Source organism: Pseudoalteromonas shioyasakiensis (genome assembly GCF_001550135.1).
In the GTDB taxonomy this organism is placed as follows: Bacteria; Pseudomonadota; Gammaproteobacteria; order Enterobacterales; family Alteromonadaceae; genus Pseudoalteromonas; species Pseudoalteromonas shioyasakiensis.
Genome location: NZ_LRUE01000025.1, coordinates 41,917 through 59,361 on the forward strand (window position 1 = coordinate 41,917; position 17,445 = coordinate 59,361).

A 17,445-nucleotide genomic window follows, 5' to 3' on the forward strand; every position below is an offset into this window, starting at 1 on the left:
AATATACAAGTATTTAAATCGTTCGTTTAGAACTTAAATTTGAAACCTGCATAGTACAGACGACCAACTTGACTATAAAGAGTGTCGTCGTAGTCTAATTCAGAGTTCAATACTGGATCTTTATCAGCTAAGTTATTAACACCTAGTGTTAGATCAAGGTTCCAAGGCGTTGCGTAAGTATAGTTAATATCGATAATGTTATACGAAGATAACTCACCAACTGCTTTGAACTTAGTACCTTCATCATTTGCATCTTCAGTTTCTTCAGCTGTTGAGGCAATGTGGTTCCAGTTTACGTTTAACATGTGAGCTTCGATATCCCATGTTAAGCCCCAGCTGATTCTTCTTTCTGGTAAACCAGCACGGCCAATTTTATCAACGTTAGGGTAACCGATGATATCTGGCTCTTCATAGCTAAGTACTTCTGACCAAGCAAACTTAGAGCGAAGTAGACCTGCGCCACCTAAGTCAAATACTGCGTTAAGTTTGAAATCTAAGCCATCTGTAGAGAAACCAGGAATGTTAGCCATTGGTGCAGTAACAAGTAACGAACGACCCGTTGGATTACCACCACGGTCTACAGATACTTGGTCATAACCAGCAGCGTTATCATTTGGATCTTCAGGGTCACCTAGAAGACCAGCTAACTCAAGGTCAAATACGTCTTGTGTAGATAACGAGCTAACTTGGTTAGTGATTTCGATATCATAGTAATCAACTGACATATCGATATTATCAGTGATGTTATAAACCATACCGAAACTTACACTTTCTGATTCTTCAGGTTTTAATGAATCAGTACCGATGAAGTAAGTTGTATGTTGTTGTGTACGACAATCAGAACGTGATGTACCTGCTGATGTACATACCACAACATCTTTAGCTGATGAAGCTGACTCTTGTGGTGCTTTATATAGATCTTCCAGCGTTGGAGCACGGAAACCTTCACCCCAAGCAGCACGTAAAACTAACTCATCAAATGGCTGGTATTTAAGTGAAACTTTAGGAACAAATGATGAACCTACATCGCTGTAATCATCATATCGAGCAGCTAAGTTTAACTCTAATGTGTCTACTACAGGGATTAACATTTCAGCAAAAACAGCTGATTCTGTACGGTCACCTGCCGCTGAACCACCAGCAGTACCAATGATGTTTTTCGCTTCGTTTTGAGCTTCCGCTTGGTCAAAGTAATCAGTTTCACGGTAGCTAGCACCAACATATAGGCCTAGTTCACCTGCAGGTAAAGTAGCTAACTCATTAAAGCTTACGCCTGCAGTTACTTCACGTAATGTACTACCAGAACGACGGTTACTATTTGCGGCGATATTAGCTAATTGAGTAGCATACGCAGATTGATCTGGGTCACGTGGATCCCAACCATCAATGATCGCATTTTCTACGCTTGGGCGATGAACATAGCCTTGACCCCACTCGTTCATTTCATAACGGTTGTAGTGTGCATCTACATGCCAATCAAACACTTCACCCATACCATTTAGAGATGCACTCCAATCAGCCATGTTGCTAACTTGCCAAGTGTCACGTGAAGTACCTACGTTATTAAAGCGGTAATAACCACGGTCGCCTTCATTAACAGCCATTAAGCCTTTTTCTGTGTCTTCAGCAAGCGCAATAGGGAATGTAAACCAGCCTGCTGCAGGTGCGAAACGACCAAAGCTTTCATTACGCGAATGTAATGAGCGGAAGTTAAAGATTAAATCATCATTGATGTCATAATCAAAGTTAACAAATACTGAGTCACGCTTTGTTGAAGCAGCGTCAGCAGCAACAGCAGTATAATCATAGTGACAGCCGTCGTCAGCAGGGAAATCTGGTGCATCATTATGATAAGCAAATGAATCACCGTACTGCGAACAGTCTTGACCAGTGATCATTGGGTTAAACTCAAATGTTTGCATATCTAGAATGTTACGGCCATACCAGCTTTGACCTGTTGTACCAGCGAATGTACCTGAACCATCGTCTGTTGCACGTGAGAACCAACGATCACGAGCAAAAATAATATCACGCTCATCATGCTCATAGCTGAATACTAGGTTAGAGTTTTCTGATTTAAGACCTGTGATAATTGAGAATGATGACTCATCACCACCGCCATCACGGCTCGGAGTACCCATACGACCCTGAACTTGAACACCTTCAAAATCTTTTCTTAAAATAATGTTAACTACACCGGCGATCGCATCAGAACCATATACCGCAGATGCGCCATCACCCATAACTTCAATGCGCTCTACAGCAGCAAAAGGAATGGTATTTAAGTCAGCTGCACCACCACCCATAACAGGTGAACCTGGCATTTTCTTACCGTTAATTAAAACAAGTGTTCTTGAAGAACCTAAACCACGTAAGTTTACTGTTGCCTGACTTTGCGCAGTACTACCTGATGATGGTTGAATCGAACCAAATGAGTTAAATGTTGAACGGTTTAATACGTCTGCAACACTTAATTGACCTGAATTATCTAAAGATGCACGGTCGATTACAACAACAGGGTTTGCACCCTCAATGTCAGTTCGTTTAATACGTGAACCTGTAACTTCGATTCGCTCAACTTTTTCTACACCTTCTTCTTCAGCAGCAAAAGACGAAGCTGAAAATGCAGCAGTTGACGCTGCACCAAAAGCAATCGCTAAGCGAACTGCTTTTGAAACTTGATTATTTAACATTTGATTCTCCCTGGTCATATCCATGTTATGACTTTATTAATTTATTTTACCCCTTAAAAAGGTACTAGTACCCCATAAGGGAATTAAATACTAATATTAGGGACAACTTTTGGTCAACAGTTTTTTAACCATTGTTTTTCAATGTAAATTTTAAGTTTCAAGTGTATATAAGATTAAAGAAAAATTTGATTACATATATTTCACATTAGTTTATATATTCGAAACAATAAAAAAACCCAGAACAAGGTTCGAGCCTTAATTTCTGGGTTTTTTATATTTTTTTGATAATTTATTATTTCAAATATCTAGCCAAAAAATTTTCCATTTTTGTGTAAAGCTCAACTTTATTTTCTTGCTTCTGAAAGCCATGACCTTCATTTTCTTTCATTATCCATTCATCATCTGACAAAATTACTCCTTTTTTTGCCAGTGCATCACGTAAATCAGTTGCGTGTTGCTTAACTACGCGCGGGTCTTTCGCACCTTGCACTATCATTAGTGGCGCTTTAATTTTATCAACATGTTGCAACGGTGACATTCGTTTCATTAGGGCTTCATCAGATGGATCACCAATCTGCATTTCAAGCACTTCACGTTGTGACTCCCAATGCTTTGGTAATGTATCAAATAATAAAGACACATCTGTTACGCCAACGTAATCTATTCCGCATTTATAAAGTTCAGGTGTAAACGCAAGGCCTGCTACTGTGGCATAGCCACCGTAACTCGCGCCATAAATACAGACCTTATTCGCATCTGCGATACCTTCTGAAACCAAATATTTAACGGTATCTGTAATATCATTTTGCATTTCAGCGCCCCATTTACCACCATAGCCCGCTTGCTGGAATTTGCGACCATAACCGCCAGACCCCCTAAAGTTAACTTGGACTGTGGCATAGCCTCTACTTGCAAAAAACTGGGCTTCAGGATTGAATCCCCAATAATCTCGAATTCCAAAGGGACCACCATGTGGATTTACGATAAGAGGTAGCTGTTTACCCGACGAGTTTTTAGGAATTGTGATATAACCATTTAATGTTAAACCATCTCTACTTTTGAATTCGATAGGCTGCATCGGCGACATCGCTTTAGGATCTATCCATGACATTGGGCTTAATAATGCTTTTAAGCTATTGTCATTTTTATTGAATAAATAATATTGGCCGGGATCAGTGTCACTCGCTGCATAGACAATATTGAGCACTTCATCATCAGAGCGACTGGTAATTGTCACAACTTTATCGGGAAATGTCTGCTTTAATGAGGTCATCATTTTTGCAGTCTGTTCATCGAAGTATACTTCTTCAGGGTATTTGTCATAAAAACTAATTGAAGTAAGCTTTTTACGCTTTCTCGAAAAGCTAAGCGATGTAACATCAACGTTATCATGGGCAAAAATTTGTTCGCCTAACTTATTCGTTTCTGGATCGAAATAAAAAACAGCTTTGGTATCACGACCTAAATCAGAAGCGACGAACAACCTTTTATTATCGAAATCAAATGCCAATGGTTCAATATTTGCTTCTTCGGCATTGTACTCTCGTAATACTCTGAATTTTTCTTCGCCTTTTCCTTTATATAGTAAAGTACCTTTTAAACCTTCAATCGTTAAAGCGCCACGTACCTCACCATCATGATCAAGCATCCACCCCTGAACGTTACCAGGGTTCTTTGCAAGTAAGTCCATCTTGTAATTACGTTCGTGTTTACGATCCCAACGGCTGTCGATTGGCAGTTTATATAAATCTGGAGCAACAATGTTTCGGCCGTTATATTGCACCAGAATATGCTTCGGATCATCTGGTAATAAATGCACAACTGATGCAGAGCGGATACCTGATGCGCCAACTTTTGATCCGACTAACTGCACGACCTTCGCACGTTTCTTATGGGCATCAATTGTATAAATACTGAATGCTTCATTACCATTACTGTCTAGTGTAAAAATAATGTCATCATTATTCGCCCAAGAGAAACTATTGATATCTTGCTCATCAAACTTTGTTATTGGCCTCGCATTTTTAAAGCCATCAACTTCCATTACAACAATATTTCTACGCTCGTTAATTGGCGATAAAACCGCAAGATACTTACCATTTGGAGAAAGTTGCAAATTAGAAAATTTAGGTGTTTTAAAGAAGTCCTCAATTGGGATGTCTTGCGTTTTGGAGCCGACACTCATAGATAAACTGAGCAAACTACTCAAAAGTAAAAACCATATTATTTTCATTTTAATATTCCCTTTAATTATGACGATAAATGTTTGGGTTATTTATAACTTAGTACTTTACATAAAAAAACCCTGCTACAGCAGGGTTTTAAGAGCTTATACTAATTATTTTAGCTTAGAATTTTTGTTCTAAACGAAGGTACATTGAACGACCTGTTTGATCGTATAATGACCAGCTTGAATCACGGTAATCACGGAAGCCGTCATACCAAGAAGGTGCTTTCTTATCAAATACGTTGTTAACACCTACAGAAATTTTAGTATTTGTTGGTGCAGTGTATGTGAACTGAGCATTATGCTTGAAGTATGAAGGAACGTCAGCAAGGTAATCAACACCCCACTCTTCGTTACCTGACTCTTGAGCGCCTACGTAGAACATAGTCCAAGAAGCACTGTAATCTTCATAAGAATAGCTAACACCTAAATCAGCTTTCCAATCTGGGTAATCTTGAAGACCAGCATAATCAAACGGTTCTGCATCTTTGTCAGCTTTCTCTTCAAATTCCATAACTTTTGAAACGTTTAGCATTACGCCAAAGTCACCGAAGCTAGTTTCATGCTTGTAGCGAGTTGAGAAATCGAAACCAGACGTTTGTAGTGATGCTTTATTGATATAACCTGTGTAGATGTAATCAATTTGGCCAGTACCATTAGCACGGTCGATAGCATCTGGTGTAGAACCTAAACCACCTTCTTCTTGTTCAATACGTAGAAGTTCAGTTGTGCTTACGTCATCGATACGGTTTTCGTAGCTGATATCGTAGTAAGTTAATTCTACTGCTAAGCCATCAACGATATCCCATACGAAACCAAGCGTCGTAGAGTCACCCGTTTCTTCAGTAAGGTTTGCATTACCACCGAACCATGTCGCTACTTGCTCACCAGCGTCAGAACAATAACCTTCTAATGATTGACCAGGGTTAGCATCACACCATGCTGTATCACGAACAGTTGGGAAGCTTAATGCATAAGACTGGAACATTTCGCCCATGTTAGGAGCACGGAAAGACTCACCCCAAGAACCACGGATTAATAATGTGTCAGTTGGGCGCCAAGTAACACCTACTTTTGGAACAACCTTATCAAATGTAGTGCTCTTTTCACCAAGGTTAGTCATACCTGACTGTTCGTATTTCTCATAACGACCAGCAACAGTTACATCAATTTCGTAAGGTAAGCTTGCTTGAATTTCCATGTATGCAGCAGTACGGTCACGAGTTGCATATACGTCATCGCCGCCTGAACCGCCTGAGATGAAACCATTTGCAGACTCAGGATCAGATACTTGAGTGAAATCAATTTCTTCAAATTCTGCACCAACAACACCAGCAATAACGAAATCACCGTTATCAACGAATGTAGTAGATACTAAACCATCAATTTGTTGGCTTTCGTAACGACCTTCATAAGTACCTGTATGCGCTGCATATTGGTATAAGTCTGTAAGTTGAGTATTCCACTCTTCGTAGCTCATGCCAGTAGTGTTAAGAATATCATATTCACCAGAGTCAATTGCGCTTTGTAACATTACGTCATTAACTAGGTTGCTACCAAAAACATTTGTTTTAGAGATGCTGTTTTGATAGTTGATTTCCCAATCAAAACCATTACCAATATCAGTGAAGCCTTCAAGACCTAATACGATGTCTGTAGTTACAACTTCTGTTTTTGTATCACGGTTACCAATTGGCACAGAACGCATGTAAAGACGGATATCTTCATCTTCTGGGTTATATTGGTTGTCAGCATCCATCCAAACTGCACCGGTAGATACTGGCGTACCTGCGTAACGAGAGTTTGTTTCGTTGAAACTTGCCATTGCACGACCAACAAAGCGAATGTTGTCAGTCAATTCATAGTTAAAGTTAGTTAAGAATGAGTTGTTTTCTACGTCTGGGTAGAATTTTGTAACGTTACCGTAATTGTATAAACAACCACCAACGCCGTTCTCATCCATAGAATTTACGACGTCAGCTGTTTGGTCACAAAGCTCAGGGTTAGAGATATAGCTACCCGCACCACCGATTCGGTAGTTTGGAACATGGCTATAACCGCTGTACGCACCGTAAGTTGGATCGTCCATCGCCCAAATTTCTTTGTCGAAGATTGCATTGTCACGTGAGTTTTCATACGTGAAGATGATGTTACCTTTTTCAGATGTGTAACCTGAAGTAATTGAGAAAGTTTTGCTTTCGCCACCTTCAACTTTAGGTACTTCGTAATCGTATTTTACGCTAACGCCATCAAAGTCTTTTTTAGTGATGATATTGATTACACCAGCAACTGCAGATGAACCATAAACAGCTGATGCGCCATCGCGAAGAATTTCAACACGCTCAACAACAGCCATTGGGATGATTGATGTATCAGCCGATGAACCAGAAGATGAACTTGTACCAGGCATACGACGACCATCTAATAATACAAGTGTCGCGTCAGAGCCAAGGCCACGTAAGTTAATGTTAGAAGAAGCTGCACCACCAGCACCGTAACCAGATACACCTTTCCAAGAACCGAAAGAGTTAGAAGCAAGGTTATTTAAAACGTCAGCAACTGTAGGCTCACCTGAAAGGCTGATTTCTGCCGCTGATAAAACGGTAACTGGAGAGCTGTTCTCAAGATCTACCTGCTTGATACGTGAACCAGTAACTTGGATACGCTCAACTTTTTCTGCGTTTTCTTCATCTGCAGCAAATGTGCTTGCAGAAAATGCAGCTGTAGAAGCTGCGCCAAAAGCGATCGCTAAGCGAACAGCTTTTGAAACTTTATTATTTAACATTTGATTCTCCCTGGACCATGTTATTCATGGAATATTTATAGTTATTCAAAAAAAATGCATATTAGGCAGTAATTTTGAGCTTTGATAATAATACTCGCCACTCTTAAAGGTCAACACTTCGCTAACTCAAAAGTTCAATTTTTAACAATAAATAAAACACTAACCAAAATAATAAAACATAATTAACACCTTCAAACCCCTTTAAATACAATAGACACAGCAACATTTACAACAGGTTACAAAGATCAAAAAGAATTTAATTTTTTAGTATTAATATGGGTACTAAAGCAAAACCCGCCAATAATTGCAATTTACACAACAAAATCCAGTGCTGATAAATGGCATTTTTTATCTTTAAAAATAAAAAAATAAAATTTTAAGACCTTACAATTAAGATGAAACCACAATAAACATGGTCAAAATGATTGATACATGTAGAAAAAGGACAAAATGATGCAAAAGTTAATAGAATGAACATTCTATTAACTAGCAATAACTAACGAAAAGTGTAGAAAAACATTTAACCCCTTATATTTTCTGAAGATAAACAAGTAAAACTAGAACGAATTCGGTACATATAAACTTGAAAAAACTGTAACAATCACTGATAGTAAGATTGTTAAAACAACAAGGAAAAATCATGTTTAAACAATTATTACTAATTGCATTTACGTTTTGCTCACTTTCTTCGTATGCAAAAATAAATGAACTACCAGAAGAATTTTCAGACTTTAGCCTTAATCGAGATATTAAAATTTCGTATGAGGACCTTGATAACTTACTTGAAATGACTGTTATCGACATGGGGATGTCAGACCGAAGCTCTCGCAAATCTCAATCCTCCATTGGCACCCGCATGAAATCGCACAGAAACAACGATACTGCGCTTGAAGCCAATCGTTTTTTCTTCGAAGGTGTTACTAAGTCTGAGATAAAGGATGGCTTTCACAAGATTAGAGTTAGCTTGGAGAAGGTACCTAGCGAAGTGTCGCTGAATGATTTAAGCCTAGACGAGCAGTTAGCTTACTGGCTTAACCTATATAATACAGCCATGGTCGAAAAATTAATTGAACACTACCCTATTCGCGACACAGAAGACCTTCTATTTGGTGATGATTCGATTTTAGAAGATGAGTTTTTAACCGTTGCCGGTTACAAACTTTCACTCAATGATATTCAACATAAAATTGTTTTTGAAAAATTTGGTAAAAAAAAGCCGATAGTTATGTATGGCTTTTATCAAGGTAACATTGGCAGCCCAAACCTTCGAGATGAAGCATATAAAGGTAGCAAGGTTTACCATCAACTTGTTGAAAATGGCGAGGAATTTGTAAACTCAAATAGAGGCATGCAAATTAAGCGTAAAAATCGCCTTTATGTATCTAAATATTATGAGCAAGCCGAGTCTTTATTTTCAGATTTCGAAAGTGACTTACGTGAGCACTTAGAAGACTACGCTGAAGGTCAAATGAAAAGCGATGTTAAATACGCCAAACGCTTCAAAGTTGATATCGAAGATTGGAGTATTACTGATTTGTATGGTACCGACCGTGACTATGGCGGATCGGCATCAACTAACCCTGCAGCAATGCTTAATGCTGTAGTAAGCAACTCAGCTGTACCAATGGGCCCTGAAGGTAGTGGCGCGGGTATTGGGGCGGTTAATGTGAGTCATATTACAGATTCAATTATGATGCGCACCATGGATTTTGGTCGTTTTTCTCCTGAAATGTTAGAGAAAATCAAAAAACTTAACTTAAAGCGCCAAGACAACAGTGGCTCTGTTGAGATTAAAGATCTTGATTCAAACAATTAAAATAAGAGGGCCACTCGTCAAAAGAATGTGACGGGTGGCTTTTTTATGAACAGGGAGTTCGCTATGCTTAAACCACTCTTATTAATAACCGCAATTTTCTTTACTGCACACTCGTCAGCAAAACTAGACACTTTACCTGAAGAATTTGCCGATTTCGGCTTAGATAGTGATTTAACAATATCTTATGGTGATTTAGATCAGTTACTTAAAATCACAGTTATTGACTTAGGCCGCTCAGACCGAGGTTTTCGAAAAGGCCAATCAGGCATTGGTACACGCACCCGAGCACATAAAAATAACGATACAGCTTTAGAAGCAAATCGTTTTTATTATGAAGAAGTTGTAAAGGCAAACCTGAAAACTGGTTTTAAAAAAATACGTCTGAGCCTTGAACAAGTTCCTGAACAAATCCCACTTAATGAGCTCGTTTTATCTGAGCAACTGGCTTATTGGCTAAATTTATATACCACAGCATTATTAGAGAAACTCATTGAGCACTACCCTATCTTTAGTACTGAAGATTTATTATTTGGTGATAATTCATTACTTGATGAGGAGTTTATCACTGTTATGGGACATAGCCTGTCTTTAAATGACATACAACACAACATTGTCTTTAAAAAGTTTGGTAAAAATAAACCGATTGTTATGTATGGATTTCACCAAGGAAATATAGGCAGCCCAAATCTTCGCCCAGAGGCCTATGTAGGAAGCAAAGTGTATTACCAACTAGCAGACAATGGTGAGGAATTTGTTAATTCTAACCGAGGTATGCAAATTAAAGGGAAAAATAGACTTTACCTATCCGTCTATTACCAGCAAACAGAAGCCTTGTTTGACGACTTTGAGCAAGATTTAAAGTCTCATATTGAACACTATACTAATGGCTCTTTAAAAGATGCTGTAGAGTCTTCTAAAGGGTTTAAGCTTACAATAGATGATTGGCATATCGTGGATTTATATCGCACGCATAGAGCCTATGGCGCCTCTTCTGCTATTAACAGGGCCGCGCTAGAGGGGATAGGAGGAATGACATATGGATATCGTGCAGCTGACGGAAGCTATATCACCGATCCCTTAACGAAGCGGCTAGCTCAATTTGGTCGATACCCACCACAAGTTTGGAAGAAAATTCGCAAGCTTTATAAACAAAGAGAACGCATTAAAGGTACTGTAGAAATCAAAGACCTTGATGTAAATCAAGAGTAATATTTTACTTTACTGTACGCCCTGTTAACATAAAGCAAAAACAGGGTGTACGAGTGAATAATTCATTGCAAAGAGCTTTGCACGCATTCAATCAACAACAATATGTGCAGGCATTACAACTCCTTTCTTTACATACAAATAAAACCGCTGATTGGTATACATTAAATAGCTTATGTTTATCAGCTGTAAACAAAACTATTGAAGCAGAGCAGTGTTATCTACAAGGCCTTAGCCAATTTAGCAATCATGTTGGCCTTTTAGACAACTACACAAATCTACTTTGTAAACAAAAAAAGTATGCAGAGTGTATTCAGTTTTGTGAATACAACACAGCTTCTTTATCACTCGAAAAGCCACGACTTAATTACATTGAAAGCCTAATTTATCAAGATGAATTATTAAAAGCCGAACATTTATTGAGCAAAACATCGCCCTCGCAGAACACATTCGTTCGTTACCATTGGCTCACTTTAGAACTTTTCGAGCGCTTTGGTGACTTACAACGTATCGAAGAGTATTTTCAAACAAAATTGCCAGCTCAATTAAAGGGGCAATTTCATTTCGTTTATAAACATGCTTGTAATTATCGAAATTTAGGTCAATTTGCCGAGGCCTTAGCGCTTTTGCAAATGCTTTTAAAACAGCAACCAAGTGCCGAGTTGCACTACATAGTTGGTTGTACATACTATGATTTACAGCAATATGAACAAGCACAAGCTCACCTTAAGGCATGCTTAGAACTTGCTCCTAACTATGTACCAGCGCATGAAAGCCTTAACAAGCTCTACTGGGAGCACTCGCAGAGCCAATTAATGAGTTCATATGCTCAAACTTTCAAAAATTATGATGCAAACCCTGTTCTGATCCACTCTCAAATTGGCCAACTACTGCAACTAGATAAGCTGGAAGAAGCATTATTAGTAAGCAGTGATGCAACACGAAACCATCCACAAAATTTAGATTTACATCATGCACACAGTATAATTCTAGATAGAACAGGTGACGAAGAAAAAGCATTTTCACTCCTTCAGCAACTCGTTAAAGCAGCCCCACAAAATGCTCGTTACTGTATTGATTTAGCAAACTTTTACATACAACAAGGCGATTACAGCTCAGCGATCTCTCATTTAGAAACCGCAGTAAAATTTAATCCTCACAACCAAGAGCTTTGGGCATATTTAAGTATTGCTTGGCGACTATCAAATAATGATAAATATCACTGGTTAACTGACCTAGATAAATTCGTTAAAGTGATGGAGCTACCTGCTCCGCCTGGCTTTAAGACCTTTGCTGATTTTAATGAGCAGTTGCAGGAGCTAATGATCAGCCTTCACACAAATAAACTACAACCATTAGATCAAAGTGTGCGCAGTGGCAGCCAAACACAAGGTCACTTGTTACACCGTTCAAACCAACTTATTGATTTATTTAAGTCATCTATGAATGAATGCATTAATCAATACCTGATGCAGCTACCAGAGGATGCTAACCACCCTCTATTAGCGCGTAATCATAAACGCTTTGTTGCCAGAGGTAGTTGGTCGGTGAAACTAGAAGAAGGCGGTTTTCATGCTAATCATATCCACCCTCAAGGTTGGTTATCAGCGCCGAGCTATATTTCTATTCCTAATGAGATGAGTAAAGATGATGAAACTAAAAATGGCTGGCTTAAGCTAGGAGAAACCAGTCTTAACTTAGGTGAGCGTGAGTCTATAGCTCGTGAAATATGCCCTGAGGAAGGTCAAATTATTATATTTCCAAGCTATATTTGGCATGGTACATACCAACTAAAAAGTACTAGCCCTCGGCTAACTATTCCGTGTGATATCATGCCCTTAAAATAATAAAAAAGACCATCTAAATGATGGTCTTTTTTATTACCAATTACTTATTTAACAGCGCTTTGGCATCTTGGTAGGATTTTTCATCGGCCTGTATGTGTTCAAGGTAATTTGCAAATCGTCCTGAGGATGACTTATAAAGTGGCTTTCTAACCTGCCATACACTCGCTGTACTTACAGTGCCAGATTTATTGTGAAATCGCTGGGCTTCATCAGTATATTCAAGCCCTAGAAAGCGAAACAGTTGTTCTAAAATCTGCTCGGGTGAGCAAACGAGCTGATCGTAATTCAGAGTAAAAATATCATTACTGAAACACGACTGCCAATGTGACTTAATACGTTGCTGCTGCTCATAGTGATGTAGAGTATCACCTAGGGATACAGCATAGTTTAAGCTCGGACCCAAATGCTGGAAAAAAGCTGACAAGCTATTGTCTTTAATATCTCGCTCTGTCCATATAATCTTAGCTTTTGGATAGAGCTGCTTGATAATGTCTAAGTAAAGGTAATTTTCAGGGCGTTTATCTGTTACATAAAGCGCACCTTCAGCTCTTAAAGTTAATTGTTCTTTATAACCATCAATAAATTCAGGCTCTTTAGCCTTATTAACAAGTGTCTTTTCATCGCCAATCAAATTGAATAACGATGAATGTAAATAGGCAATTTCACCACCTGCCGATATTTGCTCGTTAGAGCTGATGATTTGTTCAATTAGTGTTGAGCCAGAACGAAACATACCACAAATTATAATGGGTGTTATTGAACTATTCGCTTCTTGCAGAGCAATATTACGAGCTAAGGTGTAGTCAGTAATCTTCTCAGCAGATTGCCGATCATAGGCTGGTAAATACTTTTTATTGTAATGATTAGCTTTTACATAATAATGCCAAGCTTTCTGATAGTTTTTACAATCATTAAATACTTTACCAAGTGCATAATAAATATCAGCACATGCTATGTCATCTGACTCTCGCTTTAAAATGGCTAAGCTTGCTTGTTCATAGTCAATTGCATCGCGCTCAGTGAAGGTTTCAATATCGGCCAATCTTGCTTGAGCCATCGCATTAAATGCATCTATTTTTAAAACCTGTTGAAAGCCTTTTTTCGCTTTCTCTTTATCACCAAGCTGTTCGTAAATATTTGCCAATGAAAAGTGAGCTTGAAGATTATTTGCATCATGACTAATCGCTTGTTGTAAGTAACGTACGGCATCATCGGGTTGATGTAATTGCTCATTATGCATAAAAGCAATTTCTATTAAAGCGGGTGCTTTAAACTGCTCAGATAATGTTAGAGCTTGTTCAAAGAAGCGCATCGCTGAATCGTAGTTATCAAGCTTTCCTTCTATTTTTCCTAGCTGAAAGCAAATATCAGCTTGCTGCGGATTTGTCTCATATAAAGGTAATAGCGCGCTTTTTGCAATTTTGAACTCACCACAACTTATACTTAATTGTACTAAGGTCAGTACATAATCAAACTTTTTTGGAGCTATCGATACCAGTTTTTGGCAATAGGCAATGGCTGTTTCAGTATCTTGTTGCCGCATAGCTACTTTGAAAAGGATCTGTAACGCTTTTTCAGCAAACTCATTGTTATGTGTTAACGGTTTTAATAATTCTATCCCCTGGCTAACTTTACCTTGCTGAAGTAAAGCAACAGCTTGGGTAAACGCGTGTTGTTCTGATGTCATTGTTTCCCCATATAAAAGCTTCCCCATAAAAAAAGCGAGCCGAAGCTCGCTTTATCATACATTAATTAATTCAAATTAGAATTTTAATGAAACGCTTGCGTGGAAGTAACGACCTAGAGTGTCGTAGTAACCAGCAACTGCGTTACCATTTGTAGATAATGTACCGCCTACTAGTGGTGGCTCTTTATCTAATACGTTGTTCACACCAACAAGTACGCGAGTGTAATCATTGATAGTGAATGAACCTTTAAGGTCAAGGTAGCTTTGTGAACCAATGCCGTCTTGAACTAAAGTGTCAGAACCTGTGTAGTCATTAACTGCACTGAAGTAACGCCATTTAGCAGTAGCTTTCCACCAGCTACCTGTGTCGTAGCTTGCAGTTAGAACATGACGCCATTCTGGTTGTGGGAAACAGCCATTGTCTAGTGTATCAACACAGTCATACGGTTCACTTACACCTGGAATATCTTCATATTCTTTAGTCATCATGTAAGTACCGATTAGGCTTGTAGAAAGTGTACCACCGCCGATTTCCATGTCATAGTTAGCACTTAAATCAACACCTTCAAAATGAATGTTACCTAAGTTAGTGTTTGTTGCTACAACTTGACCAGAACCAATCCATAAGCTGCCGCTACCAGGAGTACGTTCAATCTTATCACAGAATTGAGCATCGCCTGTTAGACCACACTGACGAACGATTAACTCTGGGTCAATTGCACCGATTGCATCTTCAAGGTCGATATCCCAGTAATCGATTGAGAAGTTAAAGCTCTCAAATGGGTTACCAACAACACCTAGAGTGATTGTATCTGCGATTTCAGGGCTTAGATCAGGGTTACCACCGAAGAAACCGTTATACTGATCTGCAGGGCTCTTACCTACGTTACCGTATTGAGACGCTGTAATACCTGTGTTAGCACAAGCTGCTTGGCTAAGTTCTGGAGTTGCAGTCGCACATGGATCTACACCTGCCCATAAACCTTGGCTTTGTTGAGCGAATAGCTCACCGTTGTTTGCAGAACGTACAGCACGGTTGTAACTTGAACGGATTTTCCAGTTCTCAGTTACGTCCCAGTTCATTGCTACTTTATAAGTAGGCTCTGAACCTGAAGTACTGTAATCAGACCAACGATAACCTAAGTCAATTAATAGACTTTCAACACCAGTGATACCTTCAACGATAGGAATACTTAACTCACCGAAGAATTCAGTTACATCGTACTCACCGTTAAGGCTCTTAGTAGGACCACCTTGACCAAGTAATAGACCTTGTGCGTAAACTTCATCCGCTGTACGGCCAAATGTTTCTTCACGGTACTCAGCACCGAATACTGCAGCAAGTGGGTAATCTGAAGAAGGAAGACCAAATTCAAATTCACCTGTTACGAAGCCACTTACGATGAACTGTTCAGTAACACCGTTAAGAATCGCAGTACCAGTTAATGCGCCAGCTGATTCAGCAGAAACACCTTGGTATGTGAATACTTCGTAAGGGATACAGCCATCAGTTGCGGCACAGTCTTCACCATTTGCAGAAAGCGCAGTACTGATACGTGGACCGAAGAAGTCATTTTCGTATGCAGAAGATGAAGAAGTTGAACCATATTGCATGAACGCTTCATATGACCAAAGGTCACTGATTTCACCTTTACTACCTAGTACTAAGCGGAATGAGCTGTGCTCAAGTTGGTTAACACGTGGGCCACCTTCAACGTTACGCTTACCAATGTAAGTAGCAAATTGGTCACCAGAAGTTAAACCGAAACGGTCAGTTAGGTTTTGACGCTGTGCATCTGTAAGAAGAGGGCTATCGTAATCGATTACGTAGTTTTCATTAAAGAACGTTCCCGATTCTGCGATTTGTGCAGAAGTACGGTCACGCATGAACATAGCTTCAATGAATGGGTGGAAGTTATCGTTTACTTCATAGTTAGCGAATAAGCCCATTGTGTGGCGCTCATCCGGACGCATAAAGTGGTTTACTGGTGCGTAGTTATAAACGTTACCGCTTGAAGGAATGAAGCTGCTATCAGAACCAAGTGTCCAGTAATCGTAATCATCCCAATCAAATGCGCCTGTGTCAGTTACACCTGAGATATAGAAGTTAGGAACTACCGCGTTACCAGAACCACCACACGCTGTACCTGCAGCATTAAGAGCACATGAAGAGTAATCACGTGCGCCTTGGCGTAATTCGTTTTGTTTGTTGTAAGTGAAATAACCTACAGCATGACCTTTACCGCTATCGAATGAACCACCTAAAGTAGCAGAGAAATCAAACGATGAACCGTCAAAGCCTGAGCTTCCATCAGGGTAATCAAAATCACGGTCATCCATTAAACCTTGGATGTACTCGTTGTCGTTATCGTGTTGATAAGCTGTTGAACCAAGGTTTACTTCGAAACCTTCGAACTGATCGTCCATCACGAAGTTTACAACACCCGCTACCGCGTCAGCACCGTAAGTTGATGAACCACCACCTGTCATAACGTCAACGCGTTTGATAAGTGCAGCTGGAATTTGGTTAATATCAGCAGACTGGCTGTAGATACCACCAGCTTGCATACGACGACCGTTGATAAGTACTAGAGTACGCTGTGAACCCATACCACGTAAATCAAGAGTAGCAGTACCAGAAGCACCATTTGATTGGAATGCAGTGCTTGAAGCTTCTAGTTGAGGCAAGCTGTTCATCATGTCTTCAACACGAGTGAAACCAGCTACTTCGATTTCTTCAGCTGTTGTAACTTGTACTGGGCTTGCAGTTTCGATATCAGTACGTTTGATACGTGAACCTGTAACTTCAATACGTTCAACTTTTTCTACTGCTTCTTCTTCAGCAGCATAAGAGTTTACAGAAAACGCAGCTGTTGAAGCTGTACCAAAAGCAAGCGCTAAGCGAACTGCTTTTGAAACTTTATTATTTAACATTTGATTCTCCCTGGACCACTATATTGTGGCTATATTTAGCATAAGCTTGTTTATTATTTGTATCGCATCAGGACTGCGACAAACAAATAATAAACAAATAAAACAAAATATCCAGCCCTTTATTTACAATTTTTTAATGAAGCAGCAAAAAGTTTACTTTTTCTTGTTTTGTGGACAAAAAACACACAAATAAGCGTTTAAACTGAGCTTACCGATCATTCATCGCAACAAAGAGTCAAAAAAATGTTAA

8 protein-coding genes are annotated in these 17,445 nt (G+C 39.2%); 3 read left to right on the forward strand and 5 right to left on the reverse strand.

Annotated elements, in window-relative coordinates:
• Window positions 1-26: 26 nt before the first annotated feature.
• The 3 genes from PASHI_RS21550 to PASHI_RS21560 form a co-directional block, all read right to left on the reverse strand.
• Window positions 27-2,693 carry a TonB-dependent receptor plug domain-containing protein gene (locus tag PASHI_RS21550; RefSeq protein ID WP_054564038.1) on the reverse strand — a complete coding sequence of 889 codons (2,667 nt, stop codon included), beginning with the start codon at window positions 2,691-2,693 and terminating at the stop codon, window positions 27-29.
• A gap of 292 nt (window positions 2,694-2,985) precedes the next feature.
• Window positions 2,986-4,926: a S9 family peptidase gene (locus tag PASHI_RS21555; RefSeq protein ID WP_062567004.1), complete on the reverse strand. Its 1,941-nt coding sequence runs from the start codon at window positions 4,924-4,926 to the stop codon at window positions 2,986-2,988.
• Between the two features lie 115 nt (window positions 4,927-5,041).
• Window positions 5,042-7,705, reverse strand: coding sequence for a TonB-dependent receptor (locus PASHI_RS21560; RefSeq protein WP_062567005.1), 2,664 nt, complete (start codon window positions 7,703-7,705; stop codon window positions 5,042-5,044).
• A 640-nt stretch (window positions 7,706-8,345) separates the two neighbouring features.
• Here PASHI_RS21560 and PASHI_RS21565 point away from each other — a divergent pair.
• The 3 genes from PASHI_RS21565 (at window position 8,346) to PASHI_RS21575 (ending at window position 12,574) form a co-directional block, all read left to right on the forward strand.
• Window positions 8,346-9,521, forward strand: a complete 1,176-nt coding sequence (locus PASHI_RS21565) for a DUF547 domain-containing protein (RefSeq protein WP_062567006.1) — start codon at window positions 8,346-8,348, stop codon at window positions 9,519-9,521.
• A gap of 63 nt (window positions 9,522-9,584) precedes the next feature.
• On the forward strand, window positions 9,585-10,730 hold the full coding sequence (locus tag PASHI_RS21570; protein ID WP_062567007.1) for a DUF547 domain-containing protein: 1,146 nt from the start codon (window positions 9,585-9,587) through the stop codon (window positions 10,728-10,730).
• A gap of 53 nt (window positions 10,731-10,783) precedes the next feature.
• Complete coding sequence (locus PASHI_RS21575) at window positions 10,784-12,574, forward strand: 2OG-Fe(II) oxygenase family protein (RefSeq protein WP_156426514.1); 1,791 nt, start codon at window positions 10,784-10,786, stop codon at window positions 12,572-12,574.
• A 40-nt stretch (window positions 12,575-12,614) separates the two neighbouring features.
• Here PASHI_RS21575 and PASHI_RS21580 read toward each other — a convergent pair whose 3' ends face one another.
• Together PASHI_RS21580 and PASHI_RS21585 are read right to left on the reverse strand one after the other, a co-directional pair.
• Window positions 12,615-14,261 (reverse strand): tetratricopeptide repeat-containing sulfotransferase family protein, encoded by a 1,647-nt coding sequence (locus PASHI_RS21580; RefSeq protein ID WP_062567009.1) that lies wholly within the window; start codon window positions 14,259-14,261, stop codon window positions 12,615-12,617.
• A 75-nt stretch (window positions 14,262-14,336) separates the two neighbouring features.
• Window positions 14,337-17,195, reverse strand: coding sequence for a TonB-dependent receptor domain-containing protein (locus PASHI_RS21585; protein ID WP_058583752.1), 2,859 nt, complete (start codon window positions 17,193-17,195; stop codon window positions 14,337-14,339).
• Window positions 17,196-17,445: the final 250 nt, after the last annotated feature.

What these genes read in the sequence shown, in the direction of transcription:
- PASHI_RS21555 (WP_062567004.1), bottom strand. Translation starts at nt 4,926, where the DNA reads ATGAAAATAATATGGTTTTTACTTTTGAGTAGTTTGCTCAGTTTATCT.
- PASHI_RS21585 (WP_058583752.1), bottom strand. Translation starts at nt 17,195, where the DNA reads ATGTTAAATAATAAAGTTTCAAAAGCAGTTCGCTTAGCGCTTGCTTTT.
- PASHI_RS21560 (WP_062567005.1), bottom strand. Translation starts at nt 7,705, where the DNA reads ATGTTAAATAATAAAGTTTCAAAAGCTGTTCGCTTAGCGATCGCTTTT.
- PASHI_RS21565 (WP_062567006.1), top strand. Translation starts at nt 8,346, where the DNA reads ATGTTTAAACAATTATTACTAATTGCATTTACGTTTTGCTCACTTTCT.
- PASHI_RS21570 (WP_062567007.1), top strand. Translation starts at nt 9,585, where the DNA reads ATGCTTAAACCACTCTTATTAATAACCGCAATTTTCTTTACTGCACAC.
- PASHI_RS21580 (WP_062567009.1), bottom strand. Translation starts at nt 14,261, where the DNA reads ATGACATCAGAACAACACGCGTTTACCCAAGCTGTTGCTTTACTTCAG.
- PASHI_RS21550 (WP_054564038.1), bottom strand. Translation starts at nt 2,693, where the DNA reads ATGTTAAATAATCAAGTTTCAAAAGCAGTTCGCTTAGCGATTGCTTTT.